At 74.4% G+C, this 22,427-nt stretch carries 19 protein-coding genes; 9 read left to right on the plus strand and 10 right to left on the minus strand.

Annotation, left to right across the window (positions count from 1 at the left end; genetic code table 11):
• Positions 1-137 precede the first annotated feature (137 nt).
• The 4 genes from ACIRQF_RS28175 to ACIRQF_RS28190 form a co-directional block, all read right to left on the minus strand.
• A complete protein-coding gene (locus ACIRQF_RS28175) occupies positions 138-512 on the minus strand; it encodes an RNA polymerase-binding protein RbpA (protein WP_026278069.1) in 375 nt (124 codons plus the stop codon).
• A gap of 255 nt (positions 513-767) precedes the next feature.
• Positions 768-2,126 carry an MFS transporter gene (locus ACIRQF_RS28180; RefSeq protein WP_404096021.1) on the minus strand — a complete coding sequence of 453 codons (1,359 nt, stop codon included), beginning with the start codon at positions 2,124-2,126 and terminating at the stop codon, positions 768-770.
• 56 nt (positions 2,127-2,182) lie between these two features.
• Positions 2,183-2,947, minus strand: coding sequence for a glycerophosphodiester phosphodiesterase (locus ACIRQF_RS28185; protein ID WP_404096024.1), 765 nt, complete (start codon positions 2,945-2,947; stop codon positions 2,183-2,185).
• A gap of 110 nt (positions 2,948-3,057) precedes the next feature.
• Positions 3,058-3,831 (minus strand): YitT family protein, encoded by a 774-nt coding sequence (locus ACIRQF_RS28190; RefSeq protein WP_404096125.1) that lies wholly within the window; start codon positions 3,829-3,831, stop codon positions 3,058-3,060.
• Positions 3,832-3,961: 130 nt separating this feature from the next.
• On the opposite strand from ACIRQF_RS28190, the gene ACIRQF_RS28195 reads away from it, so the two are divergent.
• Entirely contained in the window at positions 3,962-5,461 is a 1,500-nt protein-coding gene (locus ACIRQF_RS28195) for a PLP-dependent aminotransferase family protein (protein WP_404096027.1), read from the plus strand.
• 78 nt (positions 5,462-5,539) lie between these two features.
• Here the strand turns inward: ACIRQF_RS28195 and ACIRQF_RS28200 are convergent, their stop codons facing one another.
• Together ACIRQF_RS28200 and ACIRQF_RS28205 are read right to left on the minus strand one after the other, a co-directional pair.
• Complete coding sequence (locus tag ACIRQF_RS28200) at positions 5,540-7,177, minus strand: hypothetical protein (protein WP_404096030.1); 1,638 nt, start codon at positions 7,175-7,177, stop codon at positions 5,540-5,542.
• A 37-nt stretch (positions 7,178-7,214) separates the two neighbouring features.
• The gene (locus ACIRQF_RS28205; protein ID WP_362537449.1) at positions 7,215-7,409 is read right to left on the minus strand and encodes a hypothetical protein; all 195 of its coding nucleotides are present in this window, start codon (positions 7,407-7,409) and stop codon (positions 7,215-7,217) included.
• Positions 7,410-7,713: 304 nt separating this feature from the next.
• On the opposite strand from ACIRQF_RS28205, the gene ACIRQF_RS28210 reads away from it, so the two are divergent.
• From ACIRQF_RS28210 to ACIRQF_RS28240, 7 genes are all read left to right on the plus strand, one after another.
• Positions 7,714-8,112: an ankyrin repeat domain-containing protein gene (locus ACIRQF_RS28210; protein WP_404096033.1), complete on the plus strand. Its 399-nt coding sequence runs from the start codon at positions 7,714-7,716 to the stop codon at positions 8,110-8,112.
• Between the two features lie 255 nt (positions 8,113-8,367).
• Positions 8,368-9,789, plus strand: coding sequence for a HEAT repeat domain-containing protein (locus tag ACIRQF_RS28215; protein WP_404096036.1), 1,422 nt, complete (start codon positions 8,368-8,370; stop codon positions 9,787-9,789).
• A gap of 187 nt (positions 9,790-9,976) precedes the next feature.
• Positions 9,977-11,104 carry a glycosyltransferase family 4 protein gene (locus ACIRQF_RS28220; protein ID WP_404096038.1) on the plus strand — a complete coding sequence of 376 codons (1,128 nt, stop codon included), beginning with the start codon at positions 9,977-9,979 and terminating at the stop codon, positions 11,102-11,104.
• On the plus strand, positions 11,101-12,276 hold the full coding sequence (locus ACIRQF_RS28225; protein WP_404096041.1) for a glycosyltransferase: 1,176 nt from the start codon (positions 11,101-11,103) through the stop codon (positions 12,274-12,276). The genes ACIRQF_RS28220 and ACIRQF_RS28225 overlap by 4 nt, the downstream gene beginning before the upstream one ends.
• 437 nt (positions 12,277-12,713) lie before the next feature.
• The gene (locus ACIRQF_RS28230) at positions 12,714-13,577 is read left to right on the plus strand and encodes an SGNH/GDSL hydrolase family protein (protein WP_404096128.1); all 864 of its coding nucleotides are present in this window, start codon (positions 12,714-12,716) and stop codon (positions 13,575-13,577) included.
• Positions 13,574-17,182, plus strand: a complete 3,609-nt coding sequence (locus ACIRQF_RS28235) for a hydantoinase B/oxoprolinase family protein (protein WP_404096043.1) — start codon at positions 13,574-13,576, stop codon at positions 17,180-17,182. Before ACIRQF_RS28230 ends, ACIRQF_RS28235 begins: the two co-directional genes overlap by 4 nt.
• 117 nt (positions 17,183-17,299) lie before the next feature.
• A complete protein-coding gene (locus ACIRQF_RS28240; RefSeq protein ID WP_376638135.1) occupies positions 17,300-17,719 on the plus strand; it encodes a hypothetical protein in 420 nt (139 codons plus the stop codon).
• Positions 17,720-17,739: 20 nt separating this feature from the next.
• On the opposite strand, the gene ACIRQF_RS28245 is transcribed toward ACIRQF_RS28240, so the two are convergent.
• The 4 genes from ACIRQF_RS28245 to ACIRQF_RS28260 all read right to left on the minus strand — a co-directional run bounded on the left by ACIRQF_RS28245 (position 17,740) and on the right by ACIRQF_RS28260 (position 21,381).
• Positions 17,740-18,603 carry a biotin-dependent carboxyltransferase family protein gene (locus ACIRQF_RS28245; RefSeq protein ID WP_404096045.1) on the minus strand — a complete coding sequence of 288 codons (864 nt, stop codon included), beginning with the start codon at positions 18,601-18,603 and terminating at the stop codon, positions 17,740-17,742.
• A complete protein-coding gene (locus ACIRQF_RS28250; protein WP_376638137.1) occupies positions 18,600-19,226 on the minus strand; it encodes an allophanate hydrolase subunit 1 in 627 nt (208 codons plus the stop codon). The genes ACIRQF_RS28245 and ACIRQF_RS28250 overlap by 4 nt, the downstream gene beginning before the upstream one ends.
• Positions 19,223-20,002, minus strand: a complete 780-nt coding sequence (locus tag ACIRQF_RS28255; RefSeq protein ID WP_404096048.1) for a LamB/YcsF family protein — start codon at positions 20,000-20,002, stop codon at positions 19,223-19,225. Before ACIRQF_RS28255 ends, ACIRQF_RS28250 begins: the two co-directional genes overlap by 4 nt.
• 98 nt (positions 20,003-20,100) lie before the next feature.
• Positions 20,101-21,381, minus strand: coding sequence for an MFS transporter (locus ACIRQF_RS28260; protein ID WP_404096051.1), 1,281 nt, complete (start codon positions 21,379-21,381; stop codon positions 20,101-20,103).
• A gap of 174 nt (positions 21,382-21,555) precedes the next feature.
• Here ACIRQF_RS28260 and ACIRQF_RS28265 point away from each other — a divergent pair, with 174 nt between their 5' ends.
• On the plus strand, positions 21,556-22,251 hold the full coding sequence (locus ACIRQF_RS28265; protein ID WP_404096053.1) for a GntR family transcriptional regulator: 696 nt from the start codon (positions 21,556-21,558) through the stop codon (positions 22,249-22,251).
• The last annotated feature ends 176 nt before the right edge of the window (positions 22,252-22,427 follow it).

A 22,427-nucleotide genomic window follows, 5' to 3' on the forward strand; every position in this document is an offset into this window, starting at 1 on the left:
GGCCGTACGGGCGAGACGCGGACGAGGAACCCGTACCGGCCGGACCGTCCCGCACGCACGCGAACGCCGCGGGGCCTGGTACACGATGTGTGTACCGGGCCCCGCGGCGTTGCTCTCTCAGGCCGTGCGGCCGTCCGTCAGGCGGACTTCCGGCTGTCGCGCGGATGCACGGCGATGTTCATGGCGCCGGACCGAAGGACGGCCAGCCGTTCGGCCAGCACCTCCTCCAGCTCCTCGCGGGTACGCCGCTCCATGAGCATGTCCCAGTGCGTACGCGCCGGCTTGCCCTTCTTCTCCTCGGGGCCGTCCCCGTCCACCAGAAGTGCCTGGCTTCCGCAGACCTTGCACTCCCACTCCGGCGGAATTTCCGCCTCGACCGAGAAGGGCATCTCGAAACGATGCCCCTTCTCGCATGCGTACTCCACCGCCTGGCGCGGGGCCAGATCGATGCCGCGGTCGGTCTCGTAGCTGGTCACCACGAGGCGCGTGCCGCGAAGAGCTCGCTCACTCATGAATCGTGCCTCCCGGGCTTGTCGCCCACAGGACAGGTGTCGCTGTCGTCGTCATCCGGTCAACGTCCGGTCGGCGGTAAAGATTCCCGTTCCGGGTCATGCGTCGCCCGTCGTGCCGCCCCTTGTTGTACCCACCAGTGCCCGTTTTGTCACATCTGGCAGCAGATGTAACGCAACGTCTTCACCAAGTGAGCACGCAGTAACGGTCCGCCTGGCAGGCCAAACGCGTACACTACCGCTCTTTCATTCCCGCGTCTAAATCCGGTCGGGCACGGGGTTGCCCGCGGCGGCCACGGCGCGGCGCACCGGGACCCTGGCGAGCAGGACGAAGCCGACGGCGAAGAAGATCACCAGGGAGATGATGGCATCCCGATAGCTCCCGGTCAGCTGATACGCGAGACCGAACACCAAAGGACCCAGCCAGCTCAGTCCCCGGTCGCTCATCTCGTAGGCGGAGAAGTACTCCGCCTCCTTGCCGCGCGGCACCAGATGTGAGAAAAGCGACCTCGACAGCGCCTGGCTGCCGCCCAGGACCAGGCCGATCGCCGCCGCCAGACAGTAGAAGAAGACCGGCGCGTCGGCCGGCAGGAAGTAGCCGGCCAGCAGGATCCCGGTCCACACCGCCAGCGACCCCAGGATCGTGCGCTTGGCGCCGTACGACCGCGCCATCCGGCCCATGCCGAGCGCGCCCGCCACCGCCAGGACCTGCACCAGGAGCACCGCCGTGATCAGCGTCGTCTGGTCCAGGCCCAGTTCCTCGGAGCCGAACACCGAGGCCTGCGAGATCACCGTCTGCACGCCGTCGTTGTAGATCAGGTACGCGAGGAGGAAGGACAGCGTCAGCGGATGGCGGCGCATGTCCCGCAGCGTGGCGACCAGCTGCTTCCAGCCGCTGCCGACGGCGCCCTCGCCGTGCTCGCGGGGGATGCGCCGGTCGCGCAGCCGGCGCAGCGGGACGAGCGTGAAGGCGCCCCACCACAGACCGGCCGAGGCGAGACAGATCCGTACCGCCATGCCCTGCGAGAGGCCGAAGGACTCGTGGCCCGAGTAGACGACCAGATTGAGCACCAGGACCAGCGCGCCCGAGGTGTAGCCGAAGGCCCAGCCGCGCGAGGACACGGTGTCCCGCTCGTCGGGCTCGGCGATCTGCGGCAGGTACGCGTTGTAGAGCACCATCGACACCGACAGCGACGCGTTCGCGACGATCAGCAGGAAGGCCCCGAGGAGATAGCGCTCGCCGCCCAGGAAGAACATCCCCGTGGTCGCGGCCGCGCCCACGTACGCCGAGGCGGCGAGGAGCGGCTTCTTTCGGCCCGTACGGTCGGCCGCGGCGCCCACCAGGGGCATCACGAGCACGGCGACGACGATCGAGACGGAGACGGCGTACGCGAAGAGGGAGCCGGCCCGCACCGGTATGCCCAGCGGGTGCACGAAGCCCTCCGCGTCCGCCGCCGCCTTCGCGACCGAGGTCAGGTACGGCCCCAGGAAGACGGTCAGGACGCTGGTCGAGTAGACCGAGCACGCGAAGTCGTAGAAGTACCAGCCCCGCTGCTCGCGCCGGCGCTCGGCCGGGTCGACGGTCAGGCCGTCCGGATCGGTGGTCCCTGCGGTCACGCGTGCGCCCCCTCGTTCGTCCCCGTGGACGGGACGCGCGCGCGGGTTCCGGCCCTTCAGGACCAGACTCCCCGCTCGGTCATGACCTCGCGCAGCGTCTCCAGATGATCGGTCATGATGCCATCGACCCCCAGGTCGAGGAGAGAGTTCATCCGTGCGGGATCGTTCACGGTCCACACGTGCACCTGGAGACCGCGGGCGTGCGCCTCGCGCACGAAGCGCCGGTCCACCACCGTGATGCCGGCCTGGCGCTCCGGGACCTGGGCGGCGACCGCGCCCGCGCGCAGCGCCGCCGGGATCCCGAGGGAACGCAGTCGCAGGGCGAGGACGCCGGTCACCCCGTACGAGGTGGCCAGCCTCGGCCCGGCGATCTTCTGGGCCCGGGCGATCCGGGACTCGGTGAAGGAGCTGACGCACACCCGGTCCCAGGCGTCGGTCCTGCGGATCAGGTCGAGCAGCGGCACCAGGGACGACTCGGTCTTCAGGTCGACGTTCCAGCGGGCCTCCGGGAACTCCTCCAGGAGGTCCTGGAAGAGCGGCAGCGGCTCCTTGCCGGCCACCCGGGCCTCCCGGACCGCCGCCCACGGCAGGTCGCGGATCCGGCCCTGGACGTCCGTGACCCGGTCCAGCGTCGAGTCGTGGAAGGCCACGAGCCGCCCGTCCGCGGTCGTGTGGACATCGGTCTCGAAGTACCGGTAGCCGGCCGCGTCGGCCCGCCGGAAGGCGGCCGCGGTGTTCTCCAGACCGTCCGCCGTGCCGCCGCGGTGGGCGAAGGGGATGGGGGCCGGATGGGCGAGGTAGGGGTGGGGTACGCGCGTCACCGCCGCAGTATGGCCTGATCGGGTGTAGTGCGGGCAACGGGTTCGGAGCCGGGAATCTGAATCGTTGCTCCCGGTACGACGGGACGGGAGCCCGAATCCGGAATGTCGGATCAGGCCGCCCGGACGCCGGATGCGGGGTCCGCGACCCCGGATGCGGGGTCCGGGACACCGGCTGCGGGGTCCGAGAGGGCGGATCCACCCTCCCGCAGGGGTGATCCGGGGTCCGGGGCGGCGGACGCGGTCGCCGGGGCGTCGGCGCCGTGAGAACCGCTGTCCTCCTCCGGCACCGCGAACCACCGCAGGAAGAACTGCGCCAGGGGTCCGATCGCCAGCGCGTAGAGCACCGTGCCGACGCCCACCGAGCCACCGAGCAGGAAGCCCGTGGCGACCACCGCGACCTCGATCGCCGTCCGGACCAGCCGGATGGAGCGGCCCGTCAGCCGGTGCAGACCGGTCATCAGGCCGTCGCGCGGGCCGGGGCCGAAGCGGGCCGCGATGTAGAGGCCGGTCGCCGCGCCGTTCAGCACGATGCCGAGGAGCAGCAGCGCGATCCCGGCCGGGAGGCCGTCCGTCTCCGGGACCAGGGCCAGGGTGCCGTCCATGGCGAGGCCGATGACGAAGACGTTGGAGACGGTGCCCAGGCCCGGCCTCTGCCGGATGGGGATCCACAGCAGGAGCACGGCCGCCCCCACGATGATCGACACGACGCCGATGCTGAGCCCCGTCCGCTCGGCGAGGCCCTGGTGCAGCACGCCCCACGGCTCCAGGCCGAGGCCGCCGCGCACGAGCAGCGCCGAGCTGATCCCGTAGAGCGCGAGACCGGCGTAGAGCTGGACGAGTCGGCGGGTCAGATGCCGGCCGCGGAGACCGGAGGCGATGGACAAGGGACTGCCCCCCTGGGAGACGACCCGGTGTGTGACGACCGGAGTGGTGATGGTGGACTGGCTCATGACACTCTGTGGCGGGAGGCGACATGCCAACCATGGCCAATTCGCGGAAGGTGGACTGATTTCCATGGCCCAGTGGACCTCGGCCGTGGGGCCTGCCCAGCTCGCCCGACAGCTCAAGGCGCAGCAGCCCCGGCCCGCCGTGCACGGCGCCCGCAAGCCGCCCGCCTACCGCGCCCTCGCCGACGGCATCCGCCTGCTCGTCCTGGAGGGCCGGGTCCCGGTCGCCGCCCGGCTGCCCGCCGAGCGCGAACTGGCCCTCGCCCTCACCGTGAGCCGGACCACCGTCGCCGCCGCCTACGAGGCGCTGCGCAGCGAGGGCTTCCTGGAGTCCCGGCGCGGCGCCGGCAGCTGGACCGCCGTCCCGGCCGGCAATCCGCTGCCCGCCCGCGGTCTCGAACCGCTGCCGCCCGAGTCGCTCGGCTCGATGATCGACCTGGGCTGCGCCGCGCTGCCCGCGCCCGAGCCCTGGCTCACCCGGTCCATCCAGGGTGCCCTGGAGGAGCTGCCGCCGTACGCGCACACCCACGGCGACTACCCGGCCGGGCTGCCCGCGCTGCGGCAGATGCTCGCCGACCGCTACACCGAGCGCGGCATCCCGACGATGCCCGAGCAGATCATGGTGACCACCGGCGCCATGGGCGCGATCGACGCGATCTGCCACCTCTTCGCGGGCCGCGGCGAGCGGATCGCGGTCGAGTCCCCGTCGTACGCCAACATCCTCCAGCTGATGCGGGAGGCCGGTGCCCGGCTCGTGCCCGTCGCCATGGCCGAGGGGCTCGCCGGCTGGGACCTCGGCCGCTGGCGCCAGGTGCTGCGGGACGCGGCTCCCCGCCTCGCGTACGTCGTCGCCGACTTCCACAACCCCACCGGCGCCCTCGCCGACGAGGACCAGCGACGGCAGCTCGTGGAGGCGGCCCGCTCGGCCGGCACGGTGCTCGTGGTCGACGAGACGATGACCGAGCTGTTCCTCGACGAGGACCTCCACATGCCCCGGCGGGTCTGCGCCTTCGACCCCGCCGGAGCCACGGTGATCACCGTCGGTTCGGCGAGCAAGGCGTTCTGGGCCGGCATGCGGATCGGCTGGGTGCGCGCCGCGCCCGACGTCATCCGCTCCCTGGTGGCGGCCCGCGCCTACGCGGACCTCGGCACCCCCGTCCTGGAGCAGCTCGGCGTGAACTGGCTGATGCGCACCGGCGGCTGGGAGGAGGCCGTCGGCCTGCGCCGCGGCCAGGCCCGCGAGAACCGCGACGCGCTCGTGTCCGCCGTCCGCCGCGAGCTGCCCGACTGGGAGTTCGAGGTCCCGCGCGGGGGTCTCACCCTCTGGGTGCGCACCGGAGGCCTGTCCGGCTCGCGGATCGCCGAGGTCGGGGAACGGGTCGGCGTGCGCGTCCCGTCCGGGCCCCGCTTCGGCGTCGACGGCGCCTTCGAGGGCTACGTCCGGCTGCCCTTCACCGTCGGCGGCCCGGTCGCCGACGAGGCCGCCGCCCGGCTGGCCGCGGCCGCCCGCCTGGTGGATTCGGGCGCGGGCGCCGGGGTGGAGACGCCCCGGCCCTTCGTGGCCTGAGGCGCGTCCGGGCGCACGCACGAGTGAGGGGCCGCACCGGGATGGGTGCGGCCCCTCACTCGTGCGTACGGCGGGCGCTCAGCCCTCCGCCGGGACGGGGGAGGGGAACGGGGTGGCGCCCGGCTCCTTGCGCAGGGCCGGCGCCGTGTCGGTGTCAGGTTCCGGCTCGGGGGCCGAGCCCGGCACGGTCTCGATCGCCGCGGACGTCGCCGTACGGCGCTCCGGCAGCAGCTCCAGGACCGCCCTGCGGTGCGCCTCGGCGGTCGCGTCGTCGTACGGGTCGGGCGTCGCCGGGACCTGCAGGCGGAGCACCGGGCCGGCGCCGAGCCGGGCGTATCCGCGTCCGGGCGGCACGTCCGGCACCGGGGTGGTGTGCGGCCCGGCGCCGAGGACGGCCGCGATCTGCTCCGCCGCGGCGGGCCCGAGCACGACCCGGGCGCGGGTGTGGCTCCGTACGGTCTCGCCGAGCGCGTCCAGGCTGTCGAACTGCTCGGCCACCACGACCGTCACCTGTGCGGCGCGCCCGTGCCGCAGGGGCACCTGGAGCAGGTCCTGCGGGTCGGGACGGCCGTCGGCGGCGGCCAGGTGTCCGAGGACGCTCGGCCGGTCGAGCAGGATCCACAGCGGGCGACGGGTGTCCTCGGGCGCCGCGTGCCCGGCCTGGCGGGCCCGGTTCGCGGCGATCAGACGTCGCTCGGTCTCGTGGGCGGCCCATTCCAGGCTGGCGAGCGCGCCCGAGAGGCCGCACTCGACGGCGAGCACGCCGTCCCGGCCGACGAGGCACGCGTACTCGCCGGTGCCGCTGCCCTCGACGATCAGGACGTCGCCGTGCGGCAGGGCCTGGAGCGCGATCGAGCGCAGCAGGGAGGTGGTGCCGCTGCCGGGCTGGCCGACGGCGAGCAGGTGCGGCTCGGTGGAGCGGGGGCCGGTGCGCCAGACGACGGCCGGGGCGTCCTCGGTGCCGTCGGAGGCCCGGACCGGCACGGTGCGCTGGACGGCGTCCGCGTCGGTGAAGCCGAGTACGGTCTCGCCGGGCACGGTGACGAAGCGCTGCGCGGCGATCGTCGTGGGAAGCGCGGGCAGCACGTGGAGGGTGAGCCGGTTGCCCTCCTCGTCCCAGTCGAAGAGGTATTCGCGGCCGCGGCCCGACTTGGCGTGCAGCAGCTGCTCGATCCGGGCCCGTGCGGCCGGTTCGCCGTCGGTGAAGTACGGGGGGTAGGAGATCCGCAGCTGCGTGAGCCGCCCGTCCTCGTCGAAGGCGTGGTCCGAGAAGGCGCCGCTCCAGTCGCCGCCGTGGGAGAAGAGCGGCTCGGGGTCGTCCGGGTGCGAGAGATACGGCACCAGCGCCTCGTAGAGGCCCTTCAGCCGGGCGATCTCCGCCTCGTCGGGCCCGGTCTTGACGACCGGGCGCTCACGGCCCTGCCAGGCGGCCGCGCCCATCACCGCGACGAGCGCGAGGAGCGGGCCGTACGGCACGAGGGCGACGACCAGGATGCAGGCCGCGACCAGGAACAGCGTGGGACCACGCCGCTCCTTGGGGGTCGCGGCCCACCTGGCGCGCGCGGTCGCGGCCAGCTTCCGCAGACCACGCGAGATGGTGATCAGCGGATGGAGCACGTCGGTGGCGCTGTCGGCGGCCGTGCGCGCGATCTCTCGGCTGCGAGCGATCTGGGCGCTGCCGCTGCTCAGAATGCGGGGGAGTGGTCGCCGGGCCACGTCGTACTCCTGAAGGGGTGGAAGGGGTGGAGGGAGGTCAGAACTTGATCCCGCCCAAGAGGCTGGCGAGGCTCTGGCCGCCGGCGGTGATGCTGGGGGCGATGGCCGTGCCCGCCAGGTAGAAGCCGAAGAGCGCCGAGACGAGCGCGTGCGAGACCTTGAGTCCGTCCTTCTTGAAGAACAAGAAGCAGACGATGCCGAGAAGGACGACCACTGAGAAGGACAGGATCATGAGGTGTTCTCCTGGTTGAGGGGACAGTCACCTTGAGTCCTTCCAGGTTCACGGCGAGTATCTATATGACTAAAGGTGCAATTGGGTGAATCGCTGGCTATTTCACTTGACCGGCGGACGGCCACCCGCCCCCCGGGTGGCGAAACCCGCCGGGTGCGGTAGTGCACCGGTTCCCCGGTGCGAGCTGCGGTGATCCTTGCCGCGGACGCGCCCCCTCATGTCGTCCGACGGGCAGTACCCTGTCGATTCACTCGTACGGCCGCGCCCGGCGTGCGGGGACGAGCACGAAGGGTGGTTGTGAACGATGAGCGAGAACGAGACCCCGGACCCCGAGGTCGTCGAGCTGGCCTCCAAGGTCTTCGACCTGGCGCGCACCGGGGACGCGGTGACCCTCGCCGCGTACCTCGACGCCGGCGTCCCGGTGAACCTCGGCAACGAGAAGGGCGACTCGCTCGTCATGCTCGCCGCCTATCACGGCCACGCCGCGGCGGTCACCGCCCTGCTGACCCGCGGCGCCGACGCCGACCGCGCCAACGACCGCGGCCAGACCCCGCTCGCCGGCGCCGTCTTCAAGGGCGAGGACGCCGTGGTCCGCGCGCTCCTCGCCGGCGGGGCGAATCCGGAAGCCGGAACTCCGTCCGCCGTGGATACGGCGCGGATGTTCGGGAAGACGGAACTCCTGGACCTCTTCGGCGCACGGTGAACGAACCGGGTGAACAAGGGTTGAACCCCAGGTGAGACGGCGCCGTAAATGTGGTCGCGGTGGCGAAATGGGTGGGTCATCATGACGTCGGGCCCGCAGGGGGCCACCGACGAGAGGCAGAGGAAGATGGTCACTGGCAAGCGCAGGACGACGGGCGGCCCGACATGTTGCCGCACGGCCTAGGCGAACAGCCTGACCCGGTTCATCCCGGGACTCCCCCCGGTCGTGTCGACAGCTTGATGTGAGGCGTCTTCCATGTTCGATCCAGTCATAGCGCCGAGCGGCACCCTGCTCGGTCTGCTGCAGAGGGGCCGCGGCGACGGCACCCTCCACGCGCTCGCCGCGCCACGTGCCGAGGCCGTCGCGGCCCTCAACCACTGCGTTCTCGACGATCCCCGCCACGACTGGCAGGTCGAGAACCGCTCCCTCTACTACGCACGGCTCTACCTGGACCTCCACGGAGGTCTGGAGGAGATCGAGGCGCACCTCTTCGGAGCCGAGGACCACCTCGACACCGAGGAGTGCAGGACCGGGCTCGCGCTCTCCGTCCTCGGGCACCTCGCCTCCTACGGACGCCAGGACGCCCTGTTGCTCCTGCGGCGCTACGCCGCCACCGGGACCAACTGGGCGTGGGCCCTCGACGAGCTCGCCCTGCGCGACGACGACGCGGGCCTGCGCGCCCTCGCCGCACCCGTGCTCGCCCGCTTCCCGGCCACCGCCGAGGGAGAGGCCGAGCTCGCCGCCACCGTCCGCGACGCCTTCGAGCCACGGCCCTGGCGCCTGTGGGCCGAGGACCCCAGGGAGTCCGTCGGCGCCCGGATCAAGGCCGCCCGCGAACAGGGCTCCTTCGACCGCTGGCAGCGCCAGCTCCGCCCCACCGGCCCCCGCCCCGGCTGGAGCGTCCAGGCCGTCCTCGACTGGGCCCAGGAGGGCCACGAGCGCGGCGCCGAGCTGCACGGGCCCGCCGCCCGCTGCCTGACGGCCGTCGCCGGCCCCGAGGACCGCGACACCATCCTCGGCGCCGCCCGCAGCGGCCCCGACGGAGCCCGCTGCGCCGCCCTGCACTACCTCGCCGAGTCGCAGGACCCCGCGGTCCTCGACCTCGTCGAGCTCGCCGTCGGCGACGGCTCCCGCACGGTCGCCGACGCCGCCGTCGCCGCGTACCAGCGCATGAGCGGCGAAGCCGCCGTCGACCGCGCCCGCGGCTGGATCCACCGCCCGGACGCGCTCGGCGCGGCCGCGGCCGGCACGCTCGCCTTCCGCGGCGGCCCCGAGGACTCCCCCCTCGTCCTCGGTGCCCTCCGCGAGACGGTCCGGGCCCAGGGCCCCGACGCCCTCGCCCTCTATCCCCTCGTCGACGGCGCCGGACGCCTCGGCATCGCGTGCGCCGCCCCCGTGCTGCGCCACGTCTACCGCGAGACCGCCTCCTCCCAGCTCCGCGGCCGCACCGCGCGCGCCCTCGCCGCCACCGACGCCGGCTTCGCGAACGGATTCGCGGTCGAGTGCCTGTGGGACTGCGAGGAGACGACCCGCGAGCTCGCCGCGCTCCACGCCGAGACGGGTGACGTACGCGTCGCCGAGCGCCTGCGCCGGCTCGCCGCCGACCCCGCCGAGGAGGCGGAGGTCCAGACGGCCGTGCGCAACCGGATAGGGCCGGACCTCGACCTGCAGGTCTGACGCCCACGTGACCGGGTGAGCGGGGGCGGCCGACGGGGCCGCCCCCGCTTCCGTGCCGGGGGCCGCGGCGTGGCGCGCCCGCGCCGGGACGTACCGCGTGACGCCCGGGGCAATTGCTCATGGGACGTTCCCCGGGTGTCCAGATCCACTTTGACGGGGACACGCCGAATCCGACGACAACACGGGTATGCGTGTCGTCATCGTCACCGAGTCCTTCCCGCCCGACGTCAACGGTGTGGCGCACTGCGCCCTGCAGACCGCCCGCCACCTCGTCCGCCGCGGCCACGACCCCCTGGTCGTGGCCCCCGCGGTTCCCGCAGCCGCCCTGGGCCCGGACGCCGACGCGCCCTGCCCCGTCGTCCGCGTCCCCTCCCTGCCGCTCCCCGGCTACCCCCAGGTGCGGGTCGCGCTGCCCAGCCGGCGGGTCGCCGCCGCCATCGCCGCGCACCGAGCCGACATCGTCCACCTGGCGAGCCCCTTCGTCCTCGGCGTGCGCGGCATGACCGCCGCCACCCGCCTCGGGCTGCCGGCCGTCGCCGTCTACCAGACCGACCTCGCCGGATACGCCCGTACCTACCTCAACGCCGGCGAGTCCGCCGCCTGGCGCCGGCTGCGCGCCGTGCACGGCGCCGCCGACCGGACCCTCGCACCGTCCACCGCCGCCGTACGCGACCTGGAGGCCCACGGCGTCGGACGGATACGGCTCTGGCGGCGCGGCGTCGACACCGAACGCTTCCGCCCCGGGCTCCGCGACGAGCGGCTGCGCCGCGAGCTCGCTCCCGGCGGCGAGACGATCGTCGGCTACGTGGGCCGGCTCGCGCCCGAGAAGCGCGTCGACCTGCTCGCCCGGGCCTGCCGGCTGCCCGGCGTCCGGGCCGTGGTCGTCGGCGACGGGCCCAGCGGGCCGGGCCTGCGCGACGCGCTGCCCGGCGCCGTGTTCCTGGGCCGGCGTACCGGGACCGACCTGGCCCGGATCTTCGCCTCGCTCGACGTGTTCGCCCACACCGGGCCGTACGAGACCTTCTGTCAGACCGTGCAGGAGGCCATGGCGAGCGGCGTCGCCGTCGTCGCCCCCGCCGCCGGCGGGCCCCTCGACCTGGTCGCGCACCGCCGCACCGGGCTCCTCGTCCCGGCCGGGGACCCCGACGCCCTGCACGACGCCGTCGCCGCCCTGGCGGCCGCGCCCGCCTTGCGCACCGCCTACGGCGCAGCGGGCCGGGCCGCCGTCGAACGCCGCACCTGGGAGGCCGTCGGGGACGAACTGATCGGGCACTACCGGGACGTGCTGCGCGAGCGGACGGCGGTGGCCGCGTGACCGGCACCGAAGGTTCGCTGCGCATCGTCCGCCTGGCCAACTTCGTCACCCCCACCTCCGGCGGCCTGCGCACCGCCCTGGACCAGCTCGGCCGCGGCTACCGCGCCGCCGGCCACGAGCCGGTCCTCGTCATCCCCGGCGACGTGGCGAGCGACCGGCAGACCGAACAGGGCCGGGTGATCACCCTGGCCGGCCCCGGGGTCCCCGGCACCGGCGGCTACCGCGTCCTCGCCGACCGGCCCCGCCTGCGCCGGCTCCTGGAGGAGCTCGCGCCCGACCGTCTGGAGGTCTCCGACCGCACCACGCTGCGGTGGACGGGGGAGTGGGCCCGCCGCGCCCGGGTGCCGTCCGTGATGGTCTCCCACGAGACCGCCGACGGGGTGCTCCGCACCTGGGGCGTGCCGGGCGCGCTCGCGGAGCGGGCCGCCGACCGGCTCAACCGCCGTACGGCATGGGCCTATTCGAGGATCGTCTGCACCACGGAATGGGCCGAGCGGGAGTTCGTGCGGATCGGGGCGCGCAATGTCGTACGGGCGCCGCTGGGCGTCGACCTGGGCCGCTGCCGGCCCGAGCGACGCAGCGCCGTGGTGCGGGCCCGCTACGCGGCCGGCGAGCGGGTGCTGCTCGTGCTGTGCTCGCGGCTCTCCGTCGAGAAGCGCCCCGGCACCGCCCTCGACGCGCTCGCGGTGCTGCGCGCCCAGGGCGTGCGGGCCGCGCTCGTCGTCGCCGGCGACGGGCCGCTGCGGCGCGCCCTGGAGCGCCGCGCGCGGGACCGGCGGCTCCCGGTGCGCTTCCTCGGCCACCTGGCCGACCGCGAGGCCCTCGCCGACCTCCAGGCGGCGGCCGACGTGTGCCTGGCCCCGGGACCCGCCGAGACCTTCGGCCTCGCCGCCCTCGAAGCGCTCGCCTGCGGCACCCCCGTCGTGTGCAGTGCCTCCTCGGCCCTCCCCGAGGTCGTCGCGGACGCGGGCGCTTGCGCCGCCGACGATCCCGCCTCCTTCGCCCGCGCCGTCCGCACCCTGATCGCCCGGGCCGAGGAGCCGCGCCGTGCGGCCGCCCGCACCCGCGCCGAACTCTTCTCCTGGCCGCGCGCGACCGCCGCCTTCCTCGCGGCCCATGACGCGTGCGGGACGTCCCTCGACGTCAGCACGCCTCAGGAGACCCGCCGATGACGCCCGGTCAGGCCCCGGCCGCCCCCACGGCGCCCGCTCCGTCAGGGGGCACCGCCCTGTCCGGGGTGACCGCCCTGTCCGGGGGCACCGCCCCGTCCGGGGTGGCCGCCCCGGCTGCCGAGACCGCCAAGGTCATCATGTCCGCCACCGCTCCCGCTCCTGGCCCGGCGACCTTCCGGGCTCCCGTGCCTGCCTCGGAGGTCGCTTCGGTGTCTGCTCCTCTCCCGGCGATCTCCCGGGCTCCCGTGCCTGCCTCGGAGGTCGCTCTGGTGTCCGCTCCTGCCCCGGCGACCTCCCCGGCTCCCGCGCCTGCCCCGGCGGCCGCTGCTCCGGCCACCGCTGCCGCGGTGGCACCCGCCGCTGCTTCGGTCCCCGCCTCCGCCGACGGGGACGGGACCGCGGCGGCGCCCGGGGCCACCGCTCCCTTCGGCGGCGCCGTGCCGCCGGCCCGTCCGCCCGAGGCGTCGCCCGTCACCCGGTTCGTCGTGCTCGGCGACTCGCTCAGCGAGGGCGTCGGGGACCGCGTGGGGGAGCAGTGGCGGGGCTGGGCCGCCCTGCTCGCCGAGGGGCTGCGGCCCGACGGCGCGGGCGTCGCCTTCACCAACCTCTCCGTCAGCGGGGCGCAGAGCGGGGACGTGGCCGAGACCCAGCTGACCGAGGCGCTGGCGCTGCGGCCCCAGCTCGCCTCCGTCGTGGTCGGCGTCAACGACACCCTGCGCCGCACGTTCGACATCGGACAGTTCGCCCGCCGCCTCGACCGGGTCTGCGCCGAGCTCACCGAGGCCGGGACCGTACTGCTCACCGCCTGCCTGCCCGACCCCGGGCGCATGCTCGGCCTGCCCGTCCCCCTCGCGCGGCCGCTGGCCCGGCGGCAGCGGGCCGTCAACGCCGTCGTGCACGCGCTCTCCACCCGCCACGGCGCCGTCCACCTCCACCTCGACGCCCCGGCCTGGACCGACGACCGGTCCCTCTGGAGCGCCGACCGGCTGCACCCGGGCGAACGCGGCCACCGTGCCGTCGCGGGCGCCTTCCACCGGCTGCTCCGCGACCGGGGGCTCGCCCACGGAACACCCCCGTCGCCCGAACCCGAGCAGACCCCGCCGACCCGCACCGACGCCGTGCTCTGGCTCGCCACCGCCGGGACCGCATGGGTGCTGCGCCGCTGCGGCGACCTGCTGCCCCAGCTGCTCCTGCTCGCCGCCGCCGAGCTCCGCCACGCGGCCACGGGGACGAGCGCCCGCCTCGACGCACGCGCCGAACACGCCCTCACCCGCGCCCTCGCGGCCACAATGAGGGAATGACCGGACGCTGGGAGTTCTGGATCGACCGGGGCGGCACCTTCACGGACGTCGTGGGCCGGCGCCCCGACGGGCGGCTCGTCACCCGCAAGCTCCTCTCGCACGACCCCGCCCGCCCCCACGACGCCGCCGTCGCCGGCATCCGGCTCCTCCTGGGCCTCGGCCCCGACGAAGCCGTCCCCGCCGACCGGATCGCCGCCGTCAAGATGGGCACCACCGTCGCCACCAACGCCCTCCTCGAACGACGCGGCGAACCCACCGTCCTGCTGATCACCGCCGGCTTCCGCGACGCCCTGCGCATCGCCTACCAGAACCGGCCGCGGATCTTCGACCGCCACATCGTGCTCCCCGAGTCCGTCTACGCGCGCGTGATCGAGGTCCCCGAGCGGGTCGACGCCCACGGCGAGGTCCTCACCCCGCTCGACGAGCCCGCCGTCGCGGAGGCCCTGGCCGCCGCCCACCGCGAGGGGCTGCGTTCCGCCGCCGTCGTCCTCCTCCACGGCTACCGCCACTCCGCTCACGAGTCCCGCGTCGCCGATCTCGCACGGGCCGCCGGCTTCACCCAGGTGAGCTGCTCCCACGAGGTCAGCCCCCTCATCAAGCTCGTGCCCCGCGGCGACACCACCGTCGTCGACGCCTACCTCTCGCCGATCCTGCGCCGCTACGTCGACGAGGTCGCCCGCGAACTCGCCGGAATCCGCCTCATGTTCATGCAGTCCAACGGCGGCCTGCGCGAGGCCGCCCACTTCCGGGGCAAGGACGCCGTGCTGTCCGGCCCCGCGGGCGGCGTGGTCGGCATGGCCCGTACCTCGGAACAGGCCGGATTCGACCGGGTCGTCGGCTTCGACATGGGCGGCACCTCCACCGACGTGTCGCACTACGCGGGCGAGTTCGAGCGGGAGCTCGGCACCCAGGTCGCCGGGGTCCGGATGCGCGCCCCCATGATGAACATCCACACCGTCGCCGCCGGCGGCGGCTCGGTCCTCCACTACGACGGGCAGCGCTACCGCGTGGGTCCCGACTCCGCCGGCGCGGTCCCCGGCCCCGCCTGCTACCGCCGCGGCGGCCCGCTGACCGTCACCGACGCCAACGTGATGCTCGGGCGGATCCAGCCGGACCACTTCCCCGCCGTGTTCGGCGAGCACGGCGACCAGCCCCTCGACGCCGCCGTCGTCCGCGAACGGTTCACCGCCCTCGCCGCGGAGACCGGCGGCGGCCGCACGCCCGAGCAGGTCGCCGCCGGCTTCCTGGAGATCGCCGTCCTCAACATGGCGAACGCCGTCAAGAAGATCTCCGTCCAGCGCGGCCACGACGTCACCCGCTACGCCCTCGCCTGCTTCGGCGGCGCCGGCGGCCAGCACGCCTGCGCCGTCGCCGACGCCCTGGGCATCGACACCGTCCTCGTACCGCCGCTGGCCGGCGTCCTCTCCGCGTACGGCATCGGCCTGGCCGACGCCACCGCCATGCGCGAGCAGTCCGTCGGGGCGGCACTCGACGCCCCCGGCGCCGGCGCGCGCGTCACCGGGCTCTGCGACGAGCTCGCCGGGCGCACCCGCGACGCACTGCGCGCCGACGGACTGCCCGACGAGGCGATCGGCACCCACGCGCGCGTGCTGCTGCGCTACGCCGGTACCGACGCGAGCCTGCCGGTCCCGCTCGCCGCACCGGACGAGATGAGGACCGCGTTCGCCGCGGCCCACCGGAGCCGCTACGGCTTCACCATGGACGCGCCCCTCGTCGTCGAGGCCGTCTCCGTCGAGGCCGTCGGCACCGCGGGAGCGCACGGCCCCGTCGTGGTCCCGCACGGCGCGCGGGAGGGCGACCTCGCGCCCCGGGCCACCGTCACCACGTACAGCGGGGGAGAGCCCACCCCCACCCCGCTGCACCGCCGCGAGGACCTGCGTCCCGGAGACACCGTCACGGGCCCCGCCGTCCTCGCCGAGGCCGACGCCACCACCGTCGTCGACCCCGGCTGGGCCGCCACCGCCGCCGACGAGGGGCACCTCCTCCTGCGCCGGATCACCCCGCGCCCCGCCCGCACGGCCGCCGGCACCGACGTGGACCCCGTCCTCCTGGAGGTCTTCAACAACCTCTTCATGGCGATCGCCGAGCAGATGGGCGTGCGCCTGGAGAACACCGCCCACTCCGTCAACATCAAGGAACGGCTCGACTTCTCCTGCGCCCTCTTCGACCCCGAGGGCAACCTCATCGCCAACGCCCCCCACATCCCCGTCCACCTCGGCTCCATGGGCGAGTCCATCAAGGAGGTCCTGCGCCGCAACGAGGGCGAACTGCGTCCCGGCGACGTGTACGCCATCAACGACCCGTACCACGGCGGCACCCACCTGCCCGACGTCACCGTCGTCACCCCCGTCTTCGACGACGCCGGCACCGAGCTGCGCTTCCTCGTCGCCTCGCGCGGCCACCACGCCGAGATCGGCGGCATCACCCCCGGCTCCATGCCCGCCTTCAGCACCACCGTGCACGAGGAGGGCGTCCTCTTCGACAACTGGCTGCTCGTCCGCGACGGCCGGCTCCGCGAGGCGGAGACCCGGGCCCTGCTCACCGGAGCCCGGTACCCCTCGCGCGACCCCGACACCAACCTCGCGGACCTGCGCGCCCAGATCGCCGCCAACGAGAAGGGCATCGAGGAACTCCGCAGGACCGTGGACCAGTTCGGCCTCGACGTCGTCCACGCCTACATGCGCCACGTCCGCGCCAACGCCGAGGAGTCCGTGCGCCGGATCGTCGCCCGCCTGCGGGACGGCTCCTACCGCTACGAGACGGACGGCGGCGCCGTTATCCAGGTGACCGTCCGCGTCGACCGCGAACAGCGCTCCGCCGTCCTCGACTTCGCCGGCACCTCGCCCCAGCAGCCCGGCAACACCAACGCGCCGACCTCCGTCGTCATGGCCGCCGTCCTCTACGTCTTCCGCACCCTCGTCGACGACGACATCCCCCTCAACAGCGGCTGCCTCGAACCGCTCGACGTGCGCGTCCCGCCCGGCTCGATGCTCGCCCCGAGCTACCCGGCCGCCACCGTCGCCGGAAACGTCGAGACCTCCCAGGCCGTCACCGGCGCCCTCTACGCGGCCCTCGGCGTCCAGGCCGAGGGCTCCGGCACCATGAACAACGTCACGTTCGGAAACGACCGCGTGCAGTACTACGAGACCGTCGCCAGCGGCTCCGGCGCGGGGGAGGGCTTCGCCGGCGCCGACGCCGTGCAGACCCACATGACCAACTCCCGGCTCACCGACCCCGAGATCCTGGAGTGGCGCCACCCCGTCCGCGTCGACTCCTTCGCCGTCCGCGAGGGCAGCGGAGGCCGCGGCCTCTGGCCCGGTGGCGGCGGGGTCGAGCGCCGCATCCGCTTCCTCGAACCGATGACCGTCGCCCTGCTCACCGGCCACCGCCGCGTCCCGCCGTACGGCATGGCGGGCGGCGCCCCGGGAGCGCTCGGGGCCAACTCGGTCGAACGCGCCGACGGCACCGTCGAGTACCTGGAGGGCGTCGACAGCACCGACGTCGGCCCCGACGACGTCCTGGTCGTCCGCACGCCCGGTGGCGGGGGCTACGGGCCGCCCCCCGAGGAGAACCCCGACCGGTGACGCGTCCGGGACTGTCCGGGACAGCCCGACCCCGTTGACCTGCGGTTCCGGCGGCAGAAGCGTGGTGCCCGGTCACCGACCCGAGCACCACGACGCCACCTCACGGAGGAGCAGCCCATGAACCTGCGACGCACGCTCACCACCACCGGCACCCTCGCCGCGGCCGTCGCCCTCGGCCTCGCCACGGCCGGCAGCGCCCACGCCGCCACCATCGCCAAGGCGTCCGGCACCTCGGCCCGGGGCGGCTACGGCGTCGGAGTCGTCTACGTGGACTCCGCGTTCCACGACGTGACCTTCCTGCAGGTGTGCGACCACGGCACCCCGGACGGCCTGCGCGCGACCGCGGAGATATGGCGCAGCTCCGACCACGGGTACTACGCGTACGTGGACGCCGAGCACGGCTCCGACACGTGCAACGACGACGACACCTGGCTCCCGGGCACCATGCCGGCCGGCACCTACACCCTGAGGGTCTGCCTGCGCAACGGCTCCACCGGCAGCTTCCAGTACTGCGCGAGCCGCCAGTTCACCGTCTGACGGAGCCGCTCCACGGAGCCTCAGGCATACGGCACAAAGCGCACCACCGTCCCCGGCACCGCCTGCGCCGCGGCCGCCAGGTCCGCCTCCCGCACCACGGCCACCACCGGATAGCCGCCGGTCGTCGGATGGTCGGCGAGGAAGACCACCGGACGCCCGTCCGGCGGCACCTGCACCGCTCCCAGGACCATGCCCTCGCTGGGCAGTTCGCCGCCGACCGCCCGCTCCAGGGCCGGTCCCTCGGTGCGCAGCCCGATGCGGTTCGTCGCCGGGGACACCCGCCACGCGCGCGTGGCGAGCGCCCGCAGCGCGCCGGGGGTGAACCAGTCGTCGCGCGGCCCGAGCCGGACCCGCAGGACGAGTTCGTCCGGCGGGCCCGGCCAGGCGGGAGCGTCGACCGACCCCCGTACGGCCGCGACCGCTCCCAGCGGCAGCACCGCTCCGTCCGCCAGCGGCGCCGGGCCGAGCCCGGACAGCAGGTCGGTGGAGCGGCTGCCGAGCACCGGGTCGACGGCGACGCCGCCGCCGAACCCCACGTACGAGCGCAGCCCGCGCTCCGCGGTGCCCACGTCCAGGAGCTTCCCGGGCCCGACCCGTACGGGCGAGCCCCAGGCGGTCGGCCGGCCGTCGACCCGGACCGGGCACGGCGCCCCGCCCACGACGACCGTCACCGCACACCGCGGGCGCACCGCGCACCCGGTGAGGGTGGTCTCCAGGACGGCGGCGTCCTCGGGGTTGCCGAGCAGCCGGTTCACGAGCCGTACCGCGCCCGGGTCGAGCGCTCCCGAGCGGGGCACTCCCAGGTGCGCGTGCCCCGCGCGCCCCAGGTCCTGCACAGTGGTCAGTGCCCCGGCCCGGACGACGGCGAAGGCACGGTCGGTCATCGGCACACCGCCGTGAAACGCACCCGCGTGCCGGGCGAGAGCAGCGCGGCGGGCTCCCGGGCGGTGTCCCACAGCACCGTCTCCGTCCGCCCGATCAGCTGCCAACCGCCCGGCGAGGAGCGCGGATACACCCCCGTGTACGGCCCCGCGAGCGCGACGGACCCGGCCGGCACCGCCGTGCGCGGAGTGGCCCGGCGCGGCACCTCGTGGCGCGGCCCGAGACCCGTGAGGTAGCCGAAGCCCGGCGCGAAGCCGCAGAAGGCGACCCGGAAGGCGGTCTCCGTGTGGATCCGCACCGCCGCCTCGACCGACACGTCCCACAGGGCGGCGACCTCGGCCAGATCGGGCCCGTCGTAGCGCACCGGCACGGTCACGGACGCCGCCACGCGCGCGTGGAGCGCGGGAACGTCCCAGGAGCGCAGCTCGTCCGCCAGCCGGTCCGGGCCGGTCACTCCCTCCAGGAGCACGGTCCGGGCCGCCGGCACGATCTCCCGCACGGCGGGCAGCGCGCCCTCCGCGCGGCGGCGCAGCAACTCGGCGTGGAAGGCCTCCGTGGCCTCGCCGCTCGCCAGCTCGACGAGCAGTCCGCGTTCCCCCACCCGGAACACCCTGCGCGCCCTCATGCGAAGGCCTCCACCCGGACCCCGGCGGACTCCAGCTCGGCCCGCACCCGGCGGGCCAGGTCCACGGCGCCGGGCGTGTCGCCGTGCAGGCACAGCGACCTGGCCCGTACCGCTACCGAGCGCCCGCAGTGGGCGGCGACCACGCCGAACCGGGCCATGGACACCGACCGCTCCACGACCTCGGCCGGCTCGGTCACCACGGCGCCCTCCTGCCCCCGTGGCAGCAGGGTGCCGTCGGCCCGGTAGGCGCGGTCGCCGAACGCCTCGCCGACGACGGGCAGCCCGGCCTTCCGCGCGGCCTCGTGGAGCCGAGAGCCGGGCAGTCCGAGGACCGGCAGCTCCGGCCCGGTCCCGCCGGCCGAGGCGAGGAGCACCCCCGCCACGACCGCCGCCGCCTGCTCCTCGTCGCGCACCACGCGGTTGTAGAGGGCGCCGTGCGGCTTCACGTACGCCACCCGAGCGCCGGCCGCCCGGGCGAACACCCCCAGGGCGCCGATCTGGTAGGCGACCTCCGCCGCCAGTTCGTCCGCCGGCACGTCCATGGCGCGCCGGCCGAAGCCGGCCAGGTCGCGGTAGGAGACCTGGGCCCCGATCCGTACCCCGCGCTCCGCCGCCAGCTCGCAGACGCGCCGCATGGTCGCCGCGTCCCCGGCGTGGAAGCCGCAGGCCACGTTGGCGCTGGTGACGACGGAGAGCAGCTGCTCGTCGTCGGTCAGCGTCCAGCGGCCGAAGCCCTCGCCGAGGTCGGCGTTGAGGTCGATCGAGACCGTGGTCACAAGAGGTTTCCTTCCATCGTGCGCAAGAGAGCCCGGTTCCGGTCAGGCCGGAGCGCGGTGCCCCGCGTCGGGAACCGGGGCCGGGTCGGTCGCGCGCGTCATACGAGCTCCCTCCCGCGGGTCTCCGGCAGGCCCAGCAGGGCGAGGACGGCGAGTCCGTAGCCGACCGCGCCGAAGACCAGCGCCCCGCCCACGCCCCAGCTGTCGGCGAGGTAGCCGACCAGGGTCGGGAAGAGCGCGCCGATCGCGCGCCCGGTGTTGTAGGTGAGGCCCTGTCCGGTGCCACGGACGGGGGTCGGATAGAGCTCGGCGAGGAACGAGCCGAAGCCGCTGAAGATGGCCGACATGCAGAAGCCGAGGGGGAACCCGAGGACGAGGAGCAGGGTGTTCGCCCCGTCCGGGATGTGGGTGTAGGCGAGGACGGCGACGGCGGACAGCACCGCGAAGAGCGCGATGTTGTTCTTCCGGCCGAGCCGGTCGGTGAGGTAGCCGCCGGTGAGGTAGCCGATGAAGGCCCCGGAGATGAGGAAGGTGAGATAGCCACCGGTGCCGACGACGGTGAGCCCGCGCTCGGTCTTCAGGTAGGTGGGCACCCAGGTGGCGAGCGTGTAGTAGCCGCCCTGGACGCCGGTCGAGAGCAGCACCGCGAAGAGGGTGGTGCGGAGCAGCGGGCCCCGGAAGACGGCGGTGAAGGAGCCGCGGTCGGTGCTCGCGCGCCGCGCCTCGGCGGCCTGGGGCGCGTCCTCGACGTCGCGGCGCACGTAGACGACGAGCAGGGCGGGCAGGGCGCCGGTCCAGAACATGACCCGCCAGGCGGTGTCGGCGTCGACGAACTGGAAGACCAGGGTGTAGACGATCACGGCGAGCGCCCAGCCGGCCGCCCAGGCGCTCTGGATGCCGCCGAGGGTCCGGCCCCGGTGCCTGGCGGAGGCGTACTCGGCGACCAGGATCGCGCCGACCGCCCACTCGCCGCCGAAGCCGAGGCCCTGGAGGGCGCGGAAGACCATGAGCGTCTCGTAGTCGGGCGCGAAGCCGCACAGGACGGTGAACAGGGCGTACGTGACGACCGTGATCATCAGCGCCCGGACCCGCCCGATGCGGTCGGCGAGGATGCCGGCGAGCGCGCCGCCCACGGCGGAGACGACGAGCGTGACGGTGGTCAGGAGACCGGTCTGCCCCTTGTCGAGGCCGAAGTACGCGGCGATGGCCACCATCGACAGCGGCAGCGTGAAGAAATCGTACGAATCAAGGGCATAGCCGCCGAAAGCTCCGCCGAACGCGCGCCTGCCGCGCGGTCCGAGGGCGCGCAGCCAGGCGAACGCGCCGGTGTCGTCGGGGCGTTCACCGAGGGACTGCCGCGGAGTCTGGGTCGTGCTCATCTGCACCTCGCAGAGGGGAGGGGAGGGTGCCGGAGAGACGTGCTGACTGGCCGTGCGGTGTCGTTCAATGTAGGGATCGTTCAACGATCCGACAACCCTCGCGGAGGTCTGTTCTTGTCTCGGCGGAGGTCCTGCGATTGACTCGGCGGCGAACGACGGAGGGAACGAGGCACGATGGACTCGATCGGCGAACTGGCGGACGACCGCGCGCTGCTGGGCCGCACGAGCACGGCGGAACGGGTCGCCGACATCCTGCGCACGCGGATCGCCGAGGGCTTCTTCCCGCCCGGGACCCGTCTGTCCGAGGACAGCATCGGCGGCGCCCTCGGGGTCTCCCGCAACACCCTCCGCGAGGCGTTCCGGCTGCTCACCCATGAGCGGCTGCTCGTCCACCGGCTCAACCGGGGGGTGTTCGTCCGGGTTCTCGCGGTCGACGACGTGGCCGACATCTACCGCACCCGCCGGCTCGTCGAGTGCGCCGTCGTCCGGGGACTCGGCGAGCCCCCGTTCCCGGTCGCCGGGCTCGCGGCCGCCGTCGCGGAGGGCGGGCGGGCCGCGCGGGAGGAGGACTGGAAGGGCGTCTCCACCGCCAACATCCACTTTCACCGCGAACTCGTCGCCCTGGCCGGCAGCGCCCGCACCGACGAACTCATGCGCGGTGTTCTCGCCGAACTCCGGCTCGCCTTCCACATCGTGGACGACCCACGTGGCCTCCATGAGCCCTATCTCCTGCGAAACCGGGAGATTCTGGACGCCTTGCGGGAGGGTGACCGCGATCGGGCCGAGCACCTCCTCGCCCGCTACCTGGACGACTCCCGCACCCGCATCGGCGAGGCGTACGCGAAGGCGGTCGACGAGCCTGAGCGCTGATGGCGGCGGCGGGGGCGGAGGCGGAGACGGATCCCAGACGAAGGGGAAGGCGAAGCGCGGGCGGGGGCGCATGCGGGGGGCGCGCGCGTCCGTCTCGTGCCGTCGGAGCCGTCGGCACGAGACGGATGCGAGGGGCCGAGGCCGCGAGCCGGCGTGGCGCCGGAGCCGCCGGCGGG

It is taken from the genome of Streptomyces sp. NPDC101191 (assembly GCF_044767915.1).
In the GTDB taxonomy this organism is placed as follows: domain Bacteria; phylum Actinomycetota; class Actinomycetes; order Streptomycetales; family Streptomycetaceae; genus Streptomyces.

What these genes read in the sequence shown, in the direction of transcription:
- ACIRQF_RS28175 (WP_026278069.1), bottom strand. Translation starts at nt 512, where the DNA reads ATGAGTGAGCGAGCTCTTCGCGGCACGCGCCTCGTGGTGACCAGCTAC.
- ACIRQF_RS28195 (WP_404096027.1), top strand. Translation starts at nt 3,962, where the DNA reads ATGGCCCAGTGGACCTCGGCCGTGGGGCCTGCCCAGCTCGCCCGACAG.
- ACIRQF_RS28205 (WP_362537449.1), bottom strand. Translation starts at nt 7,409, where the DNA reads ATGATCCTGTCCTTCTCAGTGGTCGTCCTTCTCGGCATCGTCTGCTTC.
- ACIRQF_RS28210 (WP_404096033.1), top strand. Translation starts at nt 7,714, where the DNA reads ATGAGCGAGAACGAGACCCCGGACCCCGAGGTCGTCGAGCTGGCCTCC.
- ACIRQF_RS28215 (WP_404096036.1), top strand. Translation starts at nt 8,368, where the DNA reads ATGTTCGATCCAGTCATAGCGCCGAGCGGCACCCTGCTCGGTCTGCTG.
- ACIRQF_RS28220 (WP_404096038.1), top strand. Translation starts at nt 9,977, where the DNA reads ATGCGTGTCGTCATCGTCACCGAGTCCTTCCCGCCCGACGTCAACGGT.
- ACIRQF_RS28235 (WP_404096043.1), top strand. Translation starts at nt 13,574, where the DNA reads ATGACCGGACGCTGGGAGTTCTGGATCGACCGGGGCGGCACCTTCACG.
- ACIRQF_RS28240 (WP_376638135.1), top strand. Translation starts at nt 17,300, where the DNA reads ATGAACCTGCGACGCACGCTCACCACCACCGGCACCCTCGCCGCGGCC.
- ACIRQF_RS28245 (WP_404096045.1), bottom strand. Translation starts at nt 18,603, where the DNA reads ATGACCGACCGTGCCTTCGCCGTCGTCCGGGCCGGGGCACTGACCACT.
- ACIRQF_RS28250 (WP_376638137.1), bottom strand. Translation starts at nt 19,226, where the DNA reads ATGAGGGCGCGCAGGGTGTTCCGGGTGGGGGAACGCGGACTGCTCGTC.
- ACIRQF_RS28260 (WP_404096051.1), bottom strand. Translation starts at nt 21,381, where the DNA reads ATGAGCACGACCCAGACTCCGCGGCAGTCCCTCGGTGAACGCCCCGAC.
- ACIRQF_RS28265 (WP_404096053.1), top strand. Translation starts at nt 21,556, where the DNA reads ATGGACTCGATCGGCGAACTGGCGGACGACCGCGCGCTGCTGGGCCGC.